Below are 19,608 nucleotides of genomic sequence, written 5' to 3'. Positions count from 1 at the left end.
CAATGCCAGTGGCATTGTTCCAGCTTTCGCGGGAACGACGGTCTTCAGGCTACAGGTGTACGCACGTCGTTCCCGCGCAGGCGGGAACCCAATTTTGGTGATCAGCCGCCCAGGCCGAGCGACTGCTTCTGCAGCCTGATCAGCTCCGCAATACCCAACTGCCCCAGATCCAGCAAGCGGTTCATCCCGGCGCGATCGAACGCCGCCCCTTCCGCCGTCCCCTGCACCTCAATGAAATGCCCCTGCTCCGTCATCACCACATTCATATCGGTATCGCAGTCCGAATCCTCGACATAATCCAGGTCCAGCACCGGCACCCCGCGGTACACGCCGACCGAGATCGCGGCGACGAAATGCTTCACCGGCACCGCCGCCAGCAGGCCCTGCTCGACCAGCACGCTGAAGGCGTCGTAGGCCGCCACCATCGCCCCGGTGATCGAGGCGGTGCGGGTGCCGCCGTCGGCCTGGATCACGTCGCAGTCGAGGTGCAGGGTGCGTTCGCCGAAGGCTTCAAGGTCGAACGCGGCGCGCAGGGAGCGGCCGATCAGGCGCTGGATTTCCTGGGTGCGGCCGGTCTGTTTGCCGCGCGCGGCTTCGCGGTCCATGCGGCTGTGGGTCGAGCGCGGCAGCATGCCGTATTCGGCGGTCAGCCAGCCCTGGCCCCTCCCCTTCAGGAAGCCCGGCACCTTCTCTTCGATGCTGGCGGTGCAGATCACCTTGGTGTCGCCGCACTCGATCAGCACCGAGCCTTCGGCGTGTTTGGTGTACTGGCGGGTGATGCGGATGGCGCGCAGCTGGTCGACCGCGCGGCCGCTCGGGCGTTGTTCGAAACTCATGAATGGTCCTTGTCTATTTGAGTAACTGGGACGACTTCTCGATCGCCTGGCGGATCTCGGCGATCGCCTTTTCGATTTCGTCTTCGTCGAATGCGTCCGCTCCGGAGGGCAGCGGTGCGCCGGCGGTGATGGTCGAGCTGACCTCGTTCTCGGGCAGCATCTGGGTCGAGATCACGCCCGGCGCATTCGATGCCCCCGCGCCCTGCCAGGTGATCGCCAGCGCGGTGGTGTTGTCGGCACGCGCGCCGCCGATCGCGGCGGCCATCGCGACCAGGTTGGGCACGGCCTGCACCACGGTGGAAGCCGACAGGCGGTGCACGATCTCGGTCTCCGGCAGCATCGACCACAGGCCGTCGGAACACAGCAGCAGGGTGTCGCCCGGCTCCAGGCTGGCCTGGTCCGAGATCTCGATCTTCGGCAGCTGGCCGGCGCCGAGGCAGTTGTACAGCTTGTTGCGGTCCGGGTGGGTATTGCGCTGGCTTTCGGTGGCGCGGCCGCGTTCGATCAGGTATTCGAGGTGGGAATGGTCGCGGGTGCGCGCCAGCACCTGGTTGCGGCGCAGCCAGTACAGGCGCGAATCGCCGCAGTGCGCCCACACGGCGCAGTTGTGCTGGACCAGGCAGGCCACCACGGTGGTGCGCGGCGTCTCGGGCAGCTTGTGCTGTTCGGCGTAGGCCAGGATGTCCCAATGCGCCTGCGTCAGGGCCTCTTCCAGGAAGCGCTCGGGCTTCTTCACATAGGGCGCGGCCTGCATCCGGAACATCATCGACAGGGTCTGCAGCGCGATGGTCGCCGCGATCTCGCCGCGCATGTGGCCGCCCATGCCGTCGGCCAGCACCAGCAGCAGCGCATCGCGCGTGAAGCTGTAGCCCATGCGGTCCTGGTTGACCTTGCGCCCGCCGATGTGGGTCTGCTGGTAGACGGAAAACTGCATGCTGCCTCCTTAGCCTAGCTTGATGCCGATACGCTGGGCGATGCCGCGCCAGCCGCCCGGCGCCGGCGCCGGTTCCTCGTCCTGCGGCGCGACCGTCGGCGCCGCCTGCAGCACCTTCTGCATCGCGAACACGCTCTGCGGGCGCGCCAAGGGGTCGAGGTCCAGGCAGGCGCGCACCATGTCGACCAGCTCCGGCGAATAGCTGCCGGCCAGCGCCGCCAGCTGTTGCTCGAGCTTGTCCTCGCTCTTGCGTGCTTCGACCGGCTGCGGCATGGTGCGCGTCATGCAGGCGTACATGGCGGCGCCGATGCTGTAGATGTCGGTCCAGGGCCCGAGGGCGGCGGCCTTGCCGTACAGCTCGGGCGCGGCGAAGCCGGGGGTGTACATCGGCGCCAGCATCGGCGCGTCGATGTTGATGGTCTGGCGCGCCGCGCCGAAGTCCAGCAGCAGCGGCGAGCCGTCGCTGCGCAGGTAGATGTTGGCCGGTTTCAGGTCGAGGTGCAGCAGCTTGTTGGCGTGGACTTCGCGCACGCCGGCGCAGACGCCGTTGAACAGCTGGCGCAGCGCGGTCTCGTTGACCCGGCTGCCCTTGGCGTGCAGGCGCGCGATGTGGTCCTGCAGCGTGTGGCCGGATTCGTAGGCCATCACCATGTACACGGTCTCGTTGGCACGGAAGAAGTTCACGACGCGCACCACGTTCGGATGGACGATGCGCGCCAGCGCCCTTCCCTCTTCGAAGAAGCACTTCAGGCCGATGCGGAATACCGGCAGGTTCGGCTTGGAGACGGTCGGCGCGAGCTCGCCGGGGGCGCGCAGGGCGAGCTGGCTGGGCAGGTATTCCTTGATGGCCACGGCGTTGCCTTCCGGGTCATATGCCAGATAAACAATACTGAACCCACCGGACGCAATTTTCTTTACAATGCGATATCCAGCAATTTCCAGCCCATCAGGCAGGGGTGCGTTATTCTGTGCGGCCATCCGGGAAGTTTCCTTGCTTAACAGGGCAATTGTGTGGGATAAATGTCGGCCTTGTAAAGAATAAAAACCGGGGATCCCTTTGAGCATTTCTAGCATGACAGGTTATGCGGTCGCCACGAGCGAAGGCGCGGCCGGCACCCTCACGATCGAAATCAAAAGCGTCAATTCGCGCTTCCTCGATCTCCAGTTCCGCATCAACGACGACCTGCGCGCGCTGGAACCCGACCTGCGCTCGGCCATCATGGCCGCCATCACCCGCGGCAAGGTCGAAGTGCGCCTCTCCTTCGGCCGCAAGACGTCCGGCGGTTCGCAAGCGCTGAACGGGGAACTGCTGGCCGACCTGGCCCGCCTGCAGGGGGAAATCACGAAGCACTTCGCCGGCGCGCCGCAGATGACGGTGGCCGAGCTGCTGCGCTGGCCCGGCGTGATCGAAGAGTCGACCGTCGGCCAGGAGTCGCTGCAGGCGGACGTCGCGGCGCTCACCGCGACCACGGTCGCTGCCTTTGTCGACAGCCGCCGGCGCGAAGGCGCGGCCCTGTCGACCATGCTGCTGTCGCGCATCGAGTCGATGGAAGCCATCGTCAAGCGCATCACGCCGCTGATTCCGCAAGTGATCGCGCAGTTCCAGCAAAAGGCGATCGAGCGCATGCAGGACGCGCTGGGCCTGGCCGGCCACGGCAACCCCTCGGTGCTGAGCCGCCAGGAAGTGCTGGAGCGGATTCGCCAGGAAGTGACCTTGTACGGCATCCGGATCGACGTCTCGGAAGAGCTGTCGCGGCTGTCGGCGCACCTGAACGAGACCCGCCACATCCTCAAGAAGGGCGGGCAGGTCGGCAAGCGGCTGGACTTCATGATGCAGGAGCTGAATCGCGAGGCGAATACGCTGGGCGCGAAGGCGTCGGTGAAGGAGCTGGCGGATGCGTCGATGGAGCTGAAACTGCTGATCGAGCAGATGCGCGAGCAGGTGCAGAACCTCGAGTAATTTGATTGTTGTCGTTGCGCAACAACGCGGCGACCATTTGAACGCGTGGGCGGAGGACCGCCCACCCTACATGAGGGATTTCGTAGGGTGGGCGGGTTTCCCGCCCACGCGTTCAACTTTATGATGAACACACGTACTACACGTTTTAACCAAGGACTCAAGCCATGATCACTCCCGCCCTCTCCGGCAGCCTGTTCGTCGTCGCCGCCCCCAGCGGCGCCGGCAAATCGACCCTGGTCAACGCCCTGCTGAAGCTGGAACCGGGCATCAAGCTGTCGATCTCGACCACCACCCGCCAGCCGCGTCCGGGCGAGCAGGATGGCCGCGAATATCATTTCACGACGCCCGACGATTTCGTCGCGCGCGCCGACCGCGGCGAGTTCCTGGAATGGGCGGAAGTGCACGGCAATTACTACGGCACCAGCCGCCTGACGGTGGAACAGGAAATGAAGACCGGGACCGACATCCTGCTGGAGATCGACTGGCAGGGCGCGCGCCAGGTGCGCAAGCAGTTCCCGGACGCCGCCGGCATCTTCATCCTGCCGCCGTCGATCGAAGCGCTGGAAGAGCGCCTGCACAAGCGCGGCACCGACGAGCCGCACATCATCACGCGCCGCCTGCTGGCGGCCGGCGGGGAGATGGCTCACGCTCCGGACTTCGAATATGCTATCATCAACGAAGAGTTCAACGTCGCCCTCGCGGAACTGCAGGCGATCGTCAAAGCGACACGTTGCCGCTTCGCCCAACAGGCGGCCCGCAACGCCGACTTGTTTGCCCAGCTGGGAATCCACGCGCAACAACCTACGTTGTAATCCATCAGCGTGCGGCGCCGTCAGGCATGCCGCACATTTGTCCATTCAGGAGTGACACATGGCCCGCATCACCATCGAAGATTGCCTCAAGAACGTCCCGAACCGCTTCCAGCTGACCCTGGCCGCGACCTACCGCGCACGCCAGCTGCTGCAGGGCCACACCCCGAAGGTCGAAGCCAAGGACAAGCCGACCGTGGTCGCCCTGCGCGAGATCGCAGCCGGCAAGGTCGGCCTCGAGATGCTGAAAAAGGTCCCGATGTAATACCCCCTTGGATGGGCGGATTTCGTTATATCGATATTCTGTTATTCTGTGCCTACACTGGCTGATCGATATTACATATGAGTTTGTCTTCCCCGGATTCGACCCATCCAGGAACCCCTGCCCGCACCAAGCGTCCGGGCAAACCCCAAGACGCCGAACCGGCGCCCGCGCCGGGCGTTGCCTCGGTGACGCAGCTCATCAACAAGCTGTCCGACTACCTCACCCCCGCCGAGCTGAAAAAGGTCAAGGAAGCCTATCGCTTCTCCGACGAGATGCACCTCGGGCAGGTCCGCAAGTCGGGTGAACCCTACATCTCCCATCCGATTGCCGTCGCGGAAATCTGCGCCGAGTGGAAGCTCGACGCCCAGGCCATCATGGCGGCGCTGCTGCACGACGTGATCGAGGACCAGGACGTCAAGAAGGACGAGCTGATCGAGCGCTTCGGCGCCCAGGTCGCGAACCTCGTCGACGGCCTCTCCAAGCTGGAAAAGATCGAGTTCCAGAGCCAGGTCGAAGCGCAGGCGGAGAACTTCCGCAAGATGCTGCTGGCCATGGCCTCGGACGTGCGCGTCATCCTGATCAAGCTGGCTGACCGCCTGCACAATATGCGCACCATGGGCGTGATGATCCCGGCCAAGCGCCGCCGCATCTCGCGCGAGACCATGGAAGTCTACGTGCCGATCGCCCACCGCCTCGGCCTGAACGACATCTACCGCGAGCTGCAGGACCTGTCCTTCTCGCACCTCTACCCGCTGCGCTACTTCACCCTGGCCAAGGCGATCAAGGCGGCGCGCGGCAACCGCCGCGAAGTGGTCAAGAAGATCCTCGAGGCGGTCAAGAACCAGCTGGCGACCGCCGGCATCGAGGCCGAGGTGTATGGCCGCGAGAAGACCCTGTACGGCATCTACAAGAAGATGCGCAACAAGCACCTGTCGTTCTCGCAGGTGCTGGACGTGTACGGCTTCCGCGTGGTGGTCGACACGGTGCCGAACTGCTACGTGGCGCTGGGCACCCTGCACGCCCTGTACAAGCCGATGCCCGGCAAGTTCAAGGACTACATCGCGATCCGCAAGATCAACGGCTACCAGTCGCTGCACACGACCCTGATCGGTCCCTACGGCACGCCGGTGGAATTCCAGATCCGCACCCAGGACATGCACCGCACCGCCGAGAGCGGCGTGGCGGCGCACTGGCTTTATAAAACCGGCGACTCGAACATGTCGGACCTGCAGCAGCGCACCCACGCCTGGCTGCAGTCGCTGCTCGACATCCAGCAGCAGACCGGCGACTCGGCAGAGTTCCTGGAACACGTGAAGGTCGACCTGTTCCCGGATTCGGTCTACGTGTTCACGCCGAAGTCGAAGATCATCGCCCTGCCGCGCGGCGCCACGGCGCTCGACTTCGCCTACTCGATCCACACCGGCATCGGCGACCACACGGTCTCGGTCAAGATCAACAACGAACCGGCGACGTTGCGCAACGAGCTGCACAACGGGGACATCGTCGAGATCGTGACCGACCCGGAATCGCGCCCGAGCCCGACCTGGCTGAGCTACGTCCGCACCGGCAAGGCGCGTTCGGCGATCCGCCACTACCTGCGCACCGTGAACGTGAACGAGTCGGTGGAGCTGGGCCAGGAACTGCTGGCCGGCGCCCTGGCCGCGCGCAACATCGGCCCGGACCTGCCGCCAACCACCGTCGAGCGGCTGCTGGCCGAATCCTCGGCCAAGTCGATGGAAGAGCTGTATGCCGACATCGGCATCGGCAAGCGCATGCCGGCGCTGGTGGCGCGCCACATCTTCGGCCTGATGGAAGCCGACCCGGAACACATGCCGGCGGCCCAGCCGGTGGCGTCGAGCGACATCGACCCGGTGACCATCTACGGCAGCGAAGGCGTGTCGGTGCAGCTGGCGCCGTGCTGCCTGCCGATCCCGGGCGACGCCATCACCGGCCAGCTGCGCCGCGACCAGGGCCTGGTGGTCCATACCTGCGACTGCCTGCCGGCGGCGCGCATCCGCGCCAAGGAGCCGGACCGCTGGATCGCCGTGCAGTGGGGCGAAGAGCTGAACCGCCGCTTCGACTGCCGCGTGCGCCTGCTCATCAATAATGAGAAAGGCATCCTGGCCCGCGTGGCGGCCGAGATCGGCGAGTCCGACGCCAACATCACCTATGTCGGCATGGACGAGGACGACGAACACCTGATGACCCAGCTGCGCTTCACCATCCAGGTGAAGGACCGGGTGCACCTGGCGCAGCTGATCCGCAACCTGCGGCGGGTGGCGGGCGTGAACCGGGTCGAGCGCGAGCGGTCGTAATCAACATGACCGGCGCGGCCTACGACTCATTGGCCGAGCGCTGGCATGACGCCGCATTCAATCCGGACAACGGGGTCGCGCTGCACCGGCGCGCCCTCTCCTTGCTCGATACAGTCGACGATGGCTGGGCCCTGAATGTGGGCTGCGGCTGCAACACGCGCTTCAATGCGCCCATGCGCGGGCACGGCCTGCGTATCGAGGGTGTCGACGTCTCGCAGCGGATGGTCGCACTGGCGGCGCAGGCCGATCCCGGCGTGCTGCTGCATCACGCGGACATCCGCAGCTGGCCGATCGCGCGCAGCTACCGTTTCATCACGGCCTGGGACAGCATCTGGCACGTGCCGCTCGTCGAACAGCGCGCGGTGATGCTAAAGCTGATGGCGGCCCTGGCGCCCGGTGGGGTGTTCATCTTTTCCGCGGGCGGGCTGGATACGGCGGGCGAACACGTCGACGATGCGATGGGTCCGGCGCTGCCGTATGCCACGCTCGGCATCCCTGGCCTGTTGCAGGCGATTGGAGCAGCGGACTGCGACCTCCGGCACCTGGAATTCGACCAGCTGCCGGAGAAGCACCTGGCCGTCATCGTCCAGCGCCGCGGCGCGTCCAACTAGCAATCAGTGGCGGCTGCCGGCCGGCGCCACGGGAGCCAGCGCCGTGAACACCAGTGCCTCCCCGGACAGCAGCCCTTCGTCGTGGCGGTAGCCGCCGAGCGCGGTGGCCAGCATGAGCGGCACTTCGAACAGCCAGTCCACCTGCGCTCCCTCGCCGCCGTCTTCGTCCTGGGCCGCCTTCATCTCGCTATGGATGGTGTCAAGCAGCGCGGGCGGCGCGCCGTTCACTTCGAGGTGATACAGGCCCTGGTCCGCCAGGTGCACCACGTCCCACACCTTGGCGCCGTCCTTGTAGAAAAATGCGGCGCTCGCCATCACGTTCTCTTCCACTTGGCAGCCCAGCGCCTCGCAGCCCTTCGACACACGCGCCATGCTCGCCGCCTGGGTGGCGGGATGGGCCATGTCGTTGAAGCACAGCAGGTAGGCGCCTCCCGGCAGCGCGGCCACGGCGACCTGGTTCTCGACGAAGTCATCGCGCTCGCCCGCGTCGGCCAAGCCCAGCTGGGCGAGGATGTCCTCCTTGGTCTTGCCGCGTACCAGAATCCAGGCGATGGAATAGCCCATGTGTTGCGTCCTTTCTCAGTCATTGAATCGTGGGGGCGCCAGTGTGGGGCAATCCACCGCGCATGGCAATGGCGGACACAGATCACTGAAGTTCAGACTTGACTTTCCGAGCCAATGGGTAAATACTGAAGTTCAAACTTCATCAAGGAGATGGTCATGACGGCAGCAGTCCAGTTCGACACCTTCACCATGGAGCGGGAATTTGGCGCCAGCCCGGCGCGCGTCTACGCCGCATTCGCCGATCCGCGCCGCAAGCGGCAGTGGTTTGCCGAGAGCGACAACCACACGGTCGAGGCGTTCGCGATGCAGTTCGAAGTGGGCGGACGCGAGTCGGCAAGCTACCGCTTCAACGCGGGCTCGCCATTCGCCGGCGTGCTGCTGGAGTCCGACGGCGTCTACCTGGACCTGGTGCCGGACCAGCGCATCGTCAGCGCGGCAACCATGGCTATCGGCGGCCGCAGGATCTCGGCCTCGGTCCATACCTTCGAATTCAGCCCGGCGCCGGGCGGCGGCACGCGCCTGCGCTTCACGCACCAGGCGGCCTTCTTCGAAGGCGCGGACGGCCCGGACATGCGCCGCGCAGGATGGCAGCAGCTGCTCGACCAATTGCAGGCGGCAGTCGCGAAGGACGCGGCATGAGCCACGCGTCCGCGCTGCAGCCGAACGAGGCCGACGGCATCTTCGCGGCGCTGGGCGACGCGACCCGGCGCGCGATCCTGAAAATGGTGCTGCAGGGCCCGCAGTCGGTCAGTGTGCTGGCCGGGGCGATCGACGTGACGCTCACCGCCGTCTCGCAGCACCTGCGCATCATGGAGTCGTGCGGGCTGGTCCGGACGCGCAAGGTCGGCCGGGTGCGCATGTGCGAAGCCGACCGCCGCGGCCTGGACGTGCTGGCGGACTGGGTCAGCCTGAACCGCCGGATGTGGGAAGAGCGCTTCGACCGCCTCGACGCCATGCTGCGCGACGAGGAGTCGCCCGCGACTTAAAGCGCCTAATCAAACCCTCTAGTTGTTCAGCGGGCAACAGCCGAGTACACTGAGCCGTACCGACTGTCCGCAATCGGCCAGAAGCGGACGTTCAGGCTTGCCTTGACTACCCCTATGTTGCAGTGCAAAATGGCGGGCTATGCCCAATCACTTCCGTACATCTGACCCGATCTCGCGTGCGAAACACGTTGCGGATTGTGCTGGCCTATGTCTCGATCGAGATGATCCTTCCTACCCGGGCGTAGGTTTGCCGCGCGGTTATTTCTGCTCCGTTACTCCTCCGTAAAACACCTTCTCTTCGACCGTTAGGCCGATGTCGCCTTGACATCGTGCTGTCGATGCTCGTTCCAGATCCCCTGTACGTACGCATTCGCGTACCGTGCTCATTCATCTGTACTCAGCGATATCCGCTTGAGAAGAAGGTAAATTTATGTTTGTTCAAACAATCCGCCAAGACTGGTTTTCTAACGTTCGCAATGACCTACTTGCAGGTCTAGTTGTCGCACTCGCACTCATCCCAGAAGCGATTGCCTTTTCCATTATTGCAGGCGTGGACCCGAAAGTTGGCCTGTACGCTTCATTCTCCATCGCGACCCTAATCGCCTTCTTCGGTGGCCGTCCTGGCATGATTTCGGCCGCTACTGGGGCAATGGCCCTCGTCATGGTCACCTTAGTAAAAACCCATGGCCTCGACTACCTGCTCGCAGCGACGATCCTTGCCGGGGCTCTTCAAATTGCTGCGGGATGGATCAAGCTTGGCCGGCTGATGCGCTTCGTGTCACGCTCGGTCGTAACCGGCTTCGTGAACGCACTCGCCATCCTGATCTTCCTGGCCCAGTTACCCGAGCTGACGAACGTTTCCTGGCATGTATACGCCGTTACTGCAGCCGGTCTGGCCATCATCTATGGCTTGCCGTATGTAACGCGCGCTATTCCGTCTCCGCTGGTTGCAATCGTCGTACTGACGGGGGCTTCGATCGCACTCGGCCTAGATATTCGTACCGTCGGCGACATGGGACAGCTCCCGGATAGCCTGCCATCGTTCCTGATCCCGAACGTGCCCATCAATCTCGAAACCTTCCAGATCATCCTTCCATACTCGGCGACCTTGATGGTCGTAGGGCTGCTTGAGTCACTGATGACAGCCACGATTGTCGACGATCTCACTGACACCAAAAGCGACAAGAACCGGGAATGTGTCGGCCAGGGCGTCGCAAACATTGCGACCGGCTTCATCGGAGGCATGGCGGGTTGCGCGATGATCGGTCAGTCGGTCATTAACGTGAAGTCCGGCGGGCGTGGTCGACTTTCGACCTTAACGGCCGGTGTCGTGCTCCTCATCCTGGTAGTGTTTCTTGGAGAGTGGGTCAGGCAAATACCGATGGCAGCGCTGGTCGCGGTGATGATCATGGTGTCCATCGGAACATTTAACTGGGGCTCGATCAGCCATTTGCGCGAGCACCCGGTCAGCTCCAACATCGTAATGCTTGCCACGGTCGCCGTTACGGTAGCAACCCATGACCTAGCGAAAGGCGTCCTGACCGGCGTCCTGCTGTCCGGCATTTTCTTCGCTCAGAAGGTCAGCCGACTCTTGGATGTTAGCTCGCAGATTGGCGACACTGGTCGCACTCGCCGCTACCGCGTTGCAGGACAGGTCTTCTTCGCTTCTTCGGATCAGCTTGTTCATTCGTTCGACTACACTGAGGCCCTGGAAAAAGTACACATTGATCTTACCGATGCACATTTCTGGGACATCACTGCAATCAGCGCTTTGGATAAGGTTGTGTTCAAATTCCGCAAGCTTGGTGCGCAAGTAGAAGTGCAGGGTCTCAACGAAGCAAGTGCCACCTTGGTCGACAAATTCGGTGTTCACGACAAACATGACGGCCATGATGTGCTAGTCGGTCATTAGGCTTAACACTCCACTCGTAAAGGTCCGCTTTGGGTCCAGGCTGTGTAAAAACGCGAGAAAAACCGTCGAACAAAAAAATCGACCCCTCAGAACGGCCGCTATGCGATTTTCTCGAGGTCGGGAGGGGTCTCCCTACCCATGAAAATTTTAAGTTTTTGCGTTTTTACACAGCCTGGGCCGATAGCGGACATACGCTGTCCCCGAGCTAGGGCATTAACGTGGCGTCCATGTTTGTAGATAAACTGCACCAAGCGTTCCTGCCGCTCACCTGCTTGCTAATCTGTTGGCGATATGTCGAGAAATTTTGCTAGTCGCTCTTAGGCGATAGCCAGGCGGGCGGCCGGGCGCGCGAGCGCTCCCCGCTCGCCCGGCGCCAAGCTGAAGGTGCCGACCAGCGCCGACAGCGCGGCCGCCTGGTCCTGCATCGCCACGGCCGCGGCGGCCGCTTGTTCCACCAGCGCCGCGTTCTGCTGGGTCACGCGGTCCATCTCGACGATGGCGCCGCCCACCTGCTCGATGCCGGCGCGCTGCTCTTCGCTGGCGTTGGCGATCTCGCTGACGATGGCGGTCACCTGGCCGATGCTGCGCACGATTTCCTTCATCGTCACGCCGGCGCGGTCGACCTGGCCGCTGCCCTCCTCGACCCTGGCCACAGAGTCGTCGATCAGCAGCTTGATTTCCTTGGCCGCCGCGCTCGACCGCTGGGCCAGGCTGCGCACCTCGGTCGCCACGACCGCGAAGCCGCGGCCCTGTTCACCGGCGCGCGCCGCTTCCACGGCCGCGTTCAGCGCCAGGATATTGGTCTGGAAGGCGATGCCGTCGATGACGCCGATGATGTCGACGATCTTGCGCGAAGCCTCATTGATGGCGCCCATGGTCGACACGACTTCCGCCACCATGTCGCCGCCGTGGTCCGCGATCATCGCGGCCTCGCCCGCCAGGCGGTTGGCCTGGCGCGCATTGTCCGCGTTCTGCTTGACGGTCGAGGTCAGCTCTTCCATCGAGGCCGCGGTTTCCTCCAGCGCGCTGGCCTGCTGCTCGGTGCGCGCGGACAAATCCTGGTTGCCGGCCGCGATTTCGTTCGACGCCACCGTGATGGTGTCGGTGCCGGTGCGGACCTGGCCGACGATGGCGGCCAGGCTGTCGTTCATGGCGCTCAAGGAGCGCATCAGCTGGCCGGTCTCGTCGCGGCTGTTCACCATGATGCGGTTGCCCAGATTGCCGCCGGCGATCTGCTCGGCCACGGCGACGGCTTGCCGGATCGGCGCCGTGATCGAGCGGCCGATCAGGATGGCGCAGGCGGCGCCCAGCACCACGGCGGCGATGCCCAGCGCGATCAGGAGCACGCGGGTGTTGGCATAGGATTCGAGGATGGAGTCGGCGACGCCGTCGGCGGCCGTGATCTGCATCGTGGCCAGCTTGTCGATCGCCGCTTCGAAGGAGGCGGCGCGCGGCGCCATCTGCTCGCGATAGACGGTGATGGCCAGTTCGTTGTCGCCCGCCAGCTTGGCCTTGAACAGGGCGTCGCGCGCGGCCAGGTAGGCGCCGCGCTCCCCCTTGACCACTTCGAACTGCGCCTTCACGCCCTCGTTGCGCAGCGAGGCGCCGATCTCGTTCTGCAGCTCGGTCGAGCGTGCCGAGACCTTCTTCATGCGTTCGTTCATCTCGGCCACCAGCGCCGGGTCGGTCGAGACAAAGACGGTCTCGATCCGAGCGCTGTTGAGCTCGATGAGCTTGGCCCATTCAGCGACGTTGCGCTGGTTCTTGATGCTGGTATTCACCAGGCGGTAGGTCAGGTCGCCGGCCGACTGCATGCGTGCCAGGGCGGTCAGTGTAACGACGAGCAATAGGGCGAGGACAATGGTAAAACCAATGCCGAGGCGGGCACCGATCTTGAGGTTTTTCACAGCTGCTTCCTTCTGGGGAGTAGGGCGCCGTGCGGCGGCCAGGACATAGTTGAATCAGTGACGGGGACCCGTCGGGTGTGGGATTGTGTCAACACGCGGAGCGCCGCGACACAAACGAGCAGGATAACATTGCTGCATGGAAACTAGTGCGCGATTCGGTAAATCCGCAACTCAGTGTTTTTACCGATTCACAGCCGCGCCACAGGATGCGGCGCCCGGCCCGGCGCCCGCATCCAACGCGATGCTCAACCGGCCAGGGAGGCGCGCTGGCGTTCTTCCTGCGCGCGCAGTTCCGGCGTCATGGCGTCGCCGAAGTCTTCCATTTCGAAGATCTGGCGGATCTCGATCTCGGCCTCGCCGCCCGACATCGGCATCGGCACCCGCTTGACCCAGTCGATCGCCTCTTCCTTCGATTTCACCTGCCAGATCCAGAAGCCGGCCAGCAATTCCTTGGTCTCGGCGAAGGGGCCGTCGGTCACGCGCACGCCGTCCTTGCCGAAATGCACTCGCGCGCCGCGCGAAGATGGGTGCAGGCCATCGCCGCCGACCATCACGCCGGCCTTGATGAGTTCCTCGTTAAAGTTGCCCATGTCCTTGAGCAGTTGCTCGCTCGGCATCTCGCCCGCTTCGCTGTGTTTGTCCGCTTTCAACAGAATCATGAACTTCATCGCATCCTCCGCTTGGTGTGTGAATGGCCGGCGGTTTCTTCCGCCTTCGACAACACGACGATCCGGATGGCCGCGATTCGACACGGCCGCCGGATTATTCTTGCAGCGGCGCCAGTGCGAGGATGGCGTCGAAGGCCGCGCAGGCGCCGGCGCAAGCGTCGGCGATCTGTTCCGGCGACTGCACGTGGCTACGCAACGCGCCCATGAAGTCGCGCCAGCGTGGGCCCGGACCGGCGTCCGCGCCGCGCAGGTAGCGCAGCGGATGCGGCGCCAGGCGCGCATGCAGCTGCTTGTGCAGGACGGCTCCGCCCAGCTGCGAACCTTCGATCACGTAGGCCACGCCCCAGCGGTAGGCGGCGCTGGCGTCGAGCGGCCAGCCTGGTGCGGGACGCATCGGCCTTACTTCCGGCATGCCGGGTTCGGCCAGGTCGGCCTGGATCAGGGCCAGCCAGTCGACAAACGGCAGCGACGGCTCGGCCTGTGGGCCGTCGCCGAAGCCGTTCAGCCAGGTTTCCAGCGGCGCCAGCCAGTCGCGCACCATGCGCAGGTGGCTGGCGTAATCGTCGAGCGAGGGCGCGGGGGCGGACAGCGGCAGTCCGCTGTCGAGCCGCTCGTGGCGGGAGGCCGTCGCGGTGCGCAACGCGGCCAGCGCATCGGTGTGATGCGCGGTGTCGTTAAATGGTTTCATCAAAGGCCAGGAGCGGCAGGATCAGCGGCGAATCGCTCATCTTACCAGCCCCGGCCGGGTTGTACGTTTCCCGGACCTTTCTAATCGGCGATCGGCTCAGGATACTCCACCGACAGGATTTCCAGCTCATCGACGCCAAGCGGCGTCTGCAAGGTCACGACGTCGCCCTCGCGCCCCTTGGTCAGCGCCCGCGCCACCGGCGACACCCAGCTGATCTTCCCTTTCAGCGGATCGAGCTCGTCCACGCCGACGATGGTGACCATATGCTCCTCGCCCGCCTTGTTCAGGTAGCTGACCGTGGCCCCGAAGAACACCTGGTCATTGCCATGATGAACACCCGGATCGACCACGAAGGCCGAGTCCATGCGCTTGGTGAGGAAGCGGATGCGGCGGTCGATCTCGCGCAGGCGGCGCTTGCCGTAGATATAGTCGCCGTTTTCCGAGCGGTCGCCGTTCGAGGCCGCCCAGTGCACGATCTTCACGACTTCCGGCCGGTCGACGTCGATCAGCTGCAGCAGCTCGTCCTTGATCGCCTTGTAGCCGGCGGGCGTGATGTAGTTCTTGGCCCCGGCGGGGATGGCTTGCGCAAGCGCCAACGCTTCCGCGTCGTCGTCGTCGTTGTCGCTCTCTTTTACGAATGCCTTGTTCATGCCTTTATTGTAACGGCAACTTGCGCCGGTCCATCGAAGCTTGCCGTATCATGCGCAGCATGAGACGAGCCCACCAGCGCCCCCGTTTGCTCGCGCCCCTGGTCCACCTGGCGGCGCTGGCGCTGCTCGTCGAAGCCTGGTTCTGGGAGACCGGCAGCCGCATCGCCGCACGCATGGCGATCTGGCCGCCGCTGCGCTGGCTGGAGGGCCGGATCCGCACCCTGCCGGCCTGGGCCGCCCTCACCGCCTTCGTCCTGCCCGGCCTGCTGCTGTTGCCCGTTAAACTGCTGGCCCTGCTCGCCATCGCCCATGGCCACGCCTTCTCTGGCGTCGCCGGTTTCATCCTTGCCAAGCTGGGCGGCGCGGTGGTGGTGGCGCGCATCTATGTGCTGACCCTGCCGACCCTGCTCACCCTGGGCTGGTTCGCGCGCTGCCACGGCGGCTTCCTGGCCTTGCGCGACCGCTGGCTGACCTTCCTGCGCGCCAGCCATTTCTGGCGCAGCACCAGCGCGGCCATCGCGGGCATGCGGCGCCTCATGCGCCGCTCGCTGCGGCATGCCGGCCGCCAGCCCAGCCACCTGCTGCGCGTGCTGCGCCGCTTCAGCACGCGCTTCCGCGCACGCCGCCAGGCCGGCCGCGCCGACAAACCCGAAACCGAACGCCCATGAACGCTTCCCCCGCCCTCGCCGCCGAAATGCAGGCGGCCGCTTCCGAGATCTACCTGTTCGATGCCGGCACCCTGGCCGTGGTCGACGCCAACCAGGCGGCGCGCCTGAACCTGGGCATGGATTGCGAGGCCCTGCAGGCGCGCGACATGTACGCCCTCGCGCCCGAACTCGATCCGGTGCGACTGAATAGCCTGTTGGGAAGCCTGGGCGAGGAAGTCGGCGCCCAGGTCGGCTTGCGCACCCGCCTGCGGCGTCTCGACGGCAGCGACTATCCGGTCAAGTTCTGCTTCTTCCGCATCGTGCGCGACGGCCGCGCCCTGCTGCTGGCGGTGGCCGACGACCTGACGCTGGAACAGGCCGCGGCCCAGGCCCTGGCCCAGTCGCAGGCGCGCTTCGATGCGGTGGTGCGCAACACGCCGGGGCTGGTCTACCAGTTCATGCTGTACCCGGATGGACGCATGGAATTTCCCTGGCTGAGCGACGGTTGTTCGGCCCTGCTCGGCCTGTCGGTGCTGGAACTGCAGCACGACGCCAGCCTGTTCGAGCGCCTGATCCTGCCCGAGGACCGCCAGGGCTACCTCGACTGCATGCGCGCCTCGCGCGACGCCTTGTCGGGCTGGAACTGGGACGGCCGGATCTGGATCGACGCCTGGCGCGACATCAAATGGATCAACCTGCGCGCCACCCCGCACCTGGTCGACGGCGGCGCCGTGCAGTGGGATGGCGTCATGAGCAATATCACCGCCAGCAAGCAGGAGCAGGAGGAAGTGGTGCGCTCGCGCGCGCGCCTGGCCGAGCTCACCGAGCACATCGAGCAGGTGAAGGAACAGGAGCGCACCCGCATCGCGCGCGAGATCCACGACGACCTGGGCGGCAACCTGACCGCCATCAAGATGGCGCTGTCGATGATGGCGGCGCGCCTGCCCGAGGACCGGCCGCAGCTGCTGGAAAAGGCGAACTACCTGGACGACCTGGTCGACCGCACCATCGAGGCGGTGCACCGCATCTCGCTCGACCTGCGCCCGACCATGCTGGACCTGGGCATCGTGGCGGCGCTGGAATGGCAGGCGCGCGAGTTCGAGAAGCAGGTCGGCATCGCCTGCGTGTTCCGCGGCCCTGGCGAGGACATCGTGCTCGACGACGACCACACGGCCGCGCTGTTCCGCATCTTCCAGGAAGCGCTGACGAATATCGCCAAGCATGCCGGCGCCACCCGGGTGACCGTGAGCCTGCGGCGCGAGGGCGAGCACCTGCTGCTGGCCATCTGCGACAACGGCCGCGGCATCCAGGCCGCCGACCGCCTCAAGCCGCAGTCCTTCGGCCTGCGCGGCATGAGCGAGCGGGCCAAGGCGCTGGGCGGCACGCTGGCCTTGTCGGCGGCGCCCGGAGGTGGCACGATGGTGACTATCAAGATCAGGCTGGCGAGCGCCGGCGCAGAAGAAGAATGACTGACAAAGCAACAGCAACGGTTCGCGTATTCATCGCCGACGACCATGCCATCGTCCGCGAAGGGCTGAAGCAGATCCTGGCCGAGCAGCGCGACATCATCGTGGCGGGCGAAGCCGAGACCGGGCTGGACGCCATCAAGCTGGTCGGCAAGGCCAGGCCTCACGTGATGCTGCTCGACATCTCCCTGCCCGACCGCAACGGCATCGAGGTGCTGAAACAGATCAAGAAGGACCGGCCCGAGCTGTCGGTGCTGATGCTGTCGATGCACCGCGAGGACGAGTACGCGATCCGCGCCCTGAAGGCGGGCGCGTCCGGCTACATGACCAAGCAGAGCGCGCCCAAGGAACTGGTCACCGCGATCCGGCAAGTGGCCGCCGGCCAGAAATACGTCAGCGCCGCCCTGGCCCAGACCCTGGCGTCGCAGGTCGGCGAGGACCACGAGGCGCCGTTGCACGACAGCCTGTCGGACCGCGAATACCAGACGCTCACCATGATCGCCTCCGGCATGTCGGTCAGCGACATCGCGCGCGAGCTGTCGCTGTCGGTCAAGACGGTCAGCGAATACCGCGCCCGCCTGTTGGTGAAAATGAAACTCAAGAACAGCGCCGAGCTGACGCACTACGCCATCCGTAACCAGCTGGTGAGCTGAATCCGTACGATCCCACCACGGATGGTGTTGTTGTAAAACAAGAATTCGCCTCTTTGTTACCGTTTTTTAATTGATGGTTGGCAAGAAAGCTGATTATCATGTCGTCAGCCTGAAACCCGCGTCATTACAGCCATGTCCATCACGTCGTCCCCAGCCGCCACCGCGCAGAATCCCGCCGACATTGCCCGCGAAGCCTTCCGCCGCCTGGCGACGCGCCGCATCGCGCCGACGCCGGACGCCTACCGCGCCATCTACGACGAGATCGCCGGCACGCCGGCGGCCCCGCCGGCGCCTGTCGCCGCCGCCGCAGTTGCCAATCCTGCCGCCGACGTGCTCTCGACCTTCGCCCGCAAGCTGGCCGAGACCCCGGGCGAGGTCTCCGAATACGGCCGCCGCCTGCTGCGCGCCGTCAAGACCGAGGACTGGAGCGGCTATGCCCAGGTGCTGGGCCAGGTAGCCGAGCGCCACCTGCGCCGCAACACCCCGGTGATGGCGCTGGGCGACGAGGATCCGGACGCGCGCCACCTGCGCGAGATGCTGGGCCGCTCGCTGGCCTATGCGCTGGCGACCCTGCTGGCCGGCGAACCGGCCCAGGTGGCGGAGGCCGAAGCGCTGGGCGCCGCCGTCAAGACCGCGCATGGCGAGACCGAGATGGGCGAGCTGTCCGGGCGCCTGAAGCAATTGTGCTACCAGATCGAGCTGAGGAGCGGCGACGCCGCCGAGCAGCGCGAACTGCTGCTGCGCCTGTTCCGCCTGCTGCTGGAAAACGTCACCGAGCTGCTCGACGACGACAGCTGGATGCGCGGCCAGATCGCCGCCGTGCAGGACCTGATCGCCGGCCCGCTCGACACCCGTTCGCTGGAAGACGCGACCCGCAGCCTGAAGGACGTGATCCTCAAGCAGGGCCAGCTGCGCCACAGCATCTCGGACGTGCGCGCCACCATGAAGAACATGATGATGACCTTCATCGACCGCCTCGGTTCGGTGGCGGCGTCGACCGGCGACCACCATGCGAAGCTGGCCGGCTACTCGGAGCGCATCGGCCGCGCCGCCAATATCGGCGAGCTGAACGAGGTGATGGACGAGGTGCTGCGCGAGATGCGCGCGGCCCAGGACGAGGCGCTGGCCTCGCGCGACCGGATGGTCGCCGTGCACCAGGAGGTGCAGGAAGCCGAGGAACGCATCCGCGCGCTGGAATCCGAACTGCAGCATATGAGCGAGCTGGTGCGCGAAGACCAGCTCACCGGCAGCCTGAATCGCCGCGGCCTGGACGACGTGTTCGAGCGCGAGAGCGCGCGCGCCGACCGCCGCAACACGCCACTGTGCGTGGCCATGCTCGACCTCGACAATTTCAAGAAGCTCAACGACACCTACGGCCACCTGGCCGGCGACGGCGCCCTGAAGCACCTGGTGAAGGTGGTGCGCGACACCCTGCGCTCGATGGACGTGATCGCCCGCTTCGGCGGCGAGGAATTCCTGATCCTGCTGCCCGAGACCAGCATCGAGGCGGCGGCGGCGGCCATGGTGCGGGTGCAGCGCGAGCTGACCCGCCACTTCTTCCTGCACGATAACGAGAAAATGCTGATCACCTTTTCCTGCGGCGTGGCGCTGCGCCATCCGAACGAGGACCAGGCCGCGCTCACCGCGCGCGCCGACCGCGCCATGTACCAAGCCAAGAATAGCGGCAAGAATCGGGTCGTCATCGCCGATTGAGGAGGCGGGAGGGCCGCATACACT

At 65.2% G+C, this 19,608-nt stretch carries 20 protein-coding genes; 12 read left to right on the top strand and 8 right to left on the bottom strand.

Features of this window, described 5'->3' with window-relative positions:
• Window positions 1-101: 101 nt before the first annotated feature.
• From rph to LQ564_RS05225, 3 genes are read right to left on the bottom strand one after another with little or no spacing between them, the layout of a single operon-like run.
• The gene (gene rph, locus LQ564_RS05235; protein ID WP_231057012.1) at window positions 102-836 is read right to left on the bottom strand and encodes a ribonuclease PH; all 735 of its coding nucleotides are present in this window, start codon (window positions 834-836) and stop codon (window positions 102-104) included.
• Between the two features lie 13 nt (window positions 837-849).
• On the bottom strand, window positions 850-1,770 hold the full coding sequence (locus LQ564_RS05230; protein WP_231057011.1) for a PP2C family protein-serine/threonine phosphatase: 921 nt from the start codon (window positions 1,768-1,770) through the stop codon (window positions 850-852).
• Between the two features lie 9 nt (window positions 1,771-1,779).
• Entirely contained in the window at window positions 1,780-2,748 is a 969-nt protein-coding gene (locus tag LQ564_RS05225; protein ID WP_231057010.1) for a serine/threonine protein kinase, read from the bottom strand.
• Window positions 2,749-2,842: 94 nt separating this feature from the next.
• On the opposite strand from LQ564_RS05225, the gene LQ564_RS05220 reads away from it, so the two are divergent.
• The 5 genes from LQ564_RS05220 (at window position 2,843) to LQ564_RS05200 (ending at window position 7,730) form a co-directional block, all read left to right on the top strand.
• Window positions 2,843-3,730 (top strand): YicC/YloC family endoribonuclease, encoded by an 888-nt coding sequence (locus LQ564_RS05220; protein WP_231057009.1) that lies wholly within the window; start codon window positions 2,843-2,845, stop codon window positions 3,728-3,730.
• 164 nt (window positions 3,731-3,894) lie between these two features.
• Entirely contained in the window at window positions 3,895-4,542 is a 648-nt protein-coding gene (gmk, locus tag LQ564_RS05215) for a guanylate kinase (protein WP_231057008.1), read from the top strand.
• Window positions 4,543-4,600: 58 nt separating this feature from the next.
• On the top strand, window positions 4,601-4,804 hold the full coding sequence (gene rpoZ, locus LQ564_RS05210; protein WP_005665923.1) for a DNA-directed RNA polymerase subunit omega: 204 nt from the start codon (window positions 4,601-4,603) through the stop codon (window positions 4,802-4,804).
• A 77-nt stretch (window positions 4,805-4,881) separates the two neighbouring features.
• Window positions 4,882-7,119, top strand: a complete 2,238-nt coding sequence (locus tag LQ564_RS05205) for a RelA/SpoT family protein (protein WP_231057007.1) — start codon at window positions 4,882-4,884, stop codon at window positions 7,117-7,119.
• Between the two features lie 5 nt (window positions 7,120-7,124).
• On the top strand, window positions 7,125-7,730 hold the full coding sequence (locus LQ564_RS05200) for a class I SAM-dependent DNA methyltransferase (RefSeq protein ID WP_231057006.1): 606 nt from the start codon (window positions 7,125-7,127) through the stop codon (window positions 7,728-7,730).
• Between the two features lie 3 nt (window positions 7,731-7,733).
• Here the strand turns inward: LQ564_RS05200 and LQ564_RS05195 are convergent, their stop codons facing one another.
• Window positions 7,734-8,294, bottom strand: a complete 561-nt coding sequence (locus tag LQ564_RS05195) for a hypothetical protein (protein ID WP_231057005.1) — start codon at window positions 8,292-8,294, stop codon at window positions 7,734-7,736.
• Between the two features lie 156 nt (window positions 8,295-8,450).
• Between LQ564_RS05195 and LQ564_RS05190 the strand changes: the two genes are divergently transcribed.
• The 3 genes from LQ564_RS05190 to LQ564_RS05180 all read left to right on the top strand — a co-directional run bounded on the left by LQ564_RS05190 (window position 8,451) and on the right by LQ564_RS05180 (window position 11,192).
• The gene (locus tag LQ564_RS05190) at window positions 8,451-8,933 is read left to right on the top strand and encodes an SRPBCC family protein (protein ID WP_231057004.1); all 483 of its coding nucleotides are present in this window, start codon (window positions 8,451-8,453) and stop codon (window positions 8,931-8,933) included.
• A complete protein-coding gene (locus LQ564_RS05185; protein ID WP_231057003.1) occupies window positions 8,930-9,280 on the top strand; it encodes an ArsR/SmtB family transcription factor in 351 nt (116 codons plus the stop codon). Before LQ564_RS05190 ends, LQ564_RS05185 begins: the two co-directional genes overlap by 4 nt.
• 430 nt (window positions 9,281-9,710) lie before the next feature.
• Entirely contained in the window at window positions 9,711-11,192 is a 1,482-nt protein-coding gene (locus LQ564_RS05180; protein WP_231057002.1) for a SulP family inorganic anion transporter, read from the top strand.
• A 317-nt stretch (window positions 11,193-11,509) separates the two neighbouring features.
• Here the strand turns inward: LQ564_RS05180 and LQ564_RS05175 are convergent, their stop codons facing one another.
• The 4 genes from LQ564_RS05175 to greB form a co-directional block, all read right to left on the bottom strand.
• Window positions 11,510-13,099, bottom strand: a complete 1,590-nt coding sequence (locus tag LQ564_RS05175) for a methyl-accepting chemotaxis protein (protein WP_231057001.1) — start codon at window positions 13,097-13,099, stop codon at window positions 11,510-11,512.
• A gap of 245 nt (window positions 13,100-13,344) precedes the next feature.
• Window positions 13,345-13,767: a YciI family protein gene (locus LQ564_RS05170; RefSeq protein ID WP_231057000.1), complete on the bottom strand. Its 423-nt coding sequence runs from the start codon at window positions 13,765-13,767 to the stop codon at window positions 13,345-13,347.
• Window positions 13,768-13,861: 94 nt separating this feature from the next.
• Window positions 13,862-14,455 (bottom strand): biliverdin-producing heme oxygenase, encoded by a 594-nt coding sequence (locus tag LQ564_RS05165; RefSeq protein ID WP_231056999.1) that lies wholly within the window; start codon window positions 14,453-14,455, stop codon window positions 13,862-13,864.
• Window positions 14,456-14,535: 80 nt separating this feature from the next.
• A complete protein-coding gene (gene greB, locus LQ564_RS05160) occupies window positions 14,536-15,105 on the bottom strand; it encodes a transcription elongation factor GreB (RefSeq protein ID WP_231056998.1) in 570 nt (189 codons plus the stop codon).
• 59 nt (window positions 15,106-15,164) lie between these two features.
• On the opposite strand from greB, the gene LQ564_RS05155 reads away from it, so the two are divergent.
• The 4 genes from LQ564_RS05155 to LQ564_RS05140 all read left to right on the top strand — a co-directional run bounded on the left by LQ564_RS05155 (window position 15,165) and on the right by LQ564_RS05140 (window position 19,584).
• On the top strand, window positions 15,165-15,773 hold the full coding sequence (locus LQ564_RS05155; protein WP_231056997.1) for a hypothetical protein: 609 nt from the start codon (window positions 15,165-15,167) through the stop codon (window positions 15,771-15,773).
• Window positions 15,770-17,221 carry a sensor histidine kinase gene (locus tag LQ564_RS05150; protein WP_231056996.1) on the top strand — a complete coding sequence of 484 codons (1,452 nt, stop codon included), beginning with the start codon at window positions 15,770-15,772 and terminating at the stop codon, window positions 17,219-17,221. Before LQ564_RS05155 ends, LQ564_RS05150 begins: the two co-directional genes overlap by 4 nt.
• Window positions 17,218-17,871: a response regulator gene (locus tag LQ564_RS05145; RefSeq protein ID WP_231056995.1), complete on the top strand. Its 654-nt coding sequence runs from the start codon at window positions 17,218-17,220 to the stop codon at window positions 17,869-17,871. Before LQ564_RS05150 ends, LQ564_RS05145 begins: the two co-directional genes overlap by 4 nt.
• Before the next feature lie 132 nt (window positions 17,872-18,003).
• The gene (locus LQ564_RS05140; protein ID WP_231056994.1) at window positions 18,004-19,584 is read left to right on the top strand and encodes a GGDEF domain-containing protein; all 1,581 of its coding nucleotides are present in this window, start codon (window positions 18,004-18,006) and stop codon (window positions 19,582-19,584) included.
• Window positions 19,585-19,608 lie beyond the last annotated feature (24 nt).

Source organism: Massilia phyllostachyos, from assembly GCF_021044825.1.
GTDB lineage: Bacteria > Pseudomonadota > Gammaproteobacteria > Burkholderiales > Burkholderiaceae_D > Telluria > Telluria phyllostachyos.
Note: the sequence above shows the minus strand (reverse complement) of the source record. Positions and strands in the feature narration are given on the sequence as shown.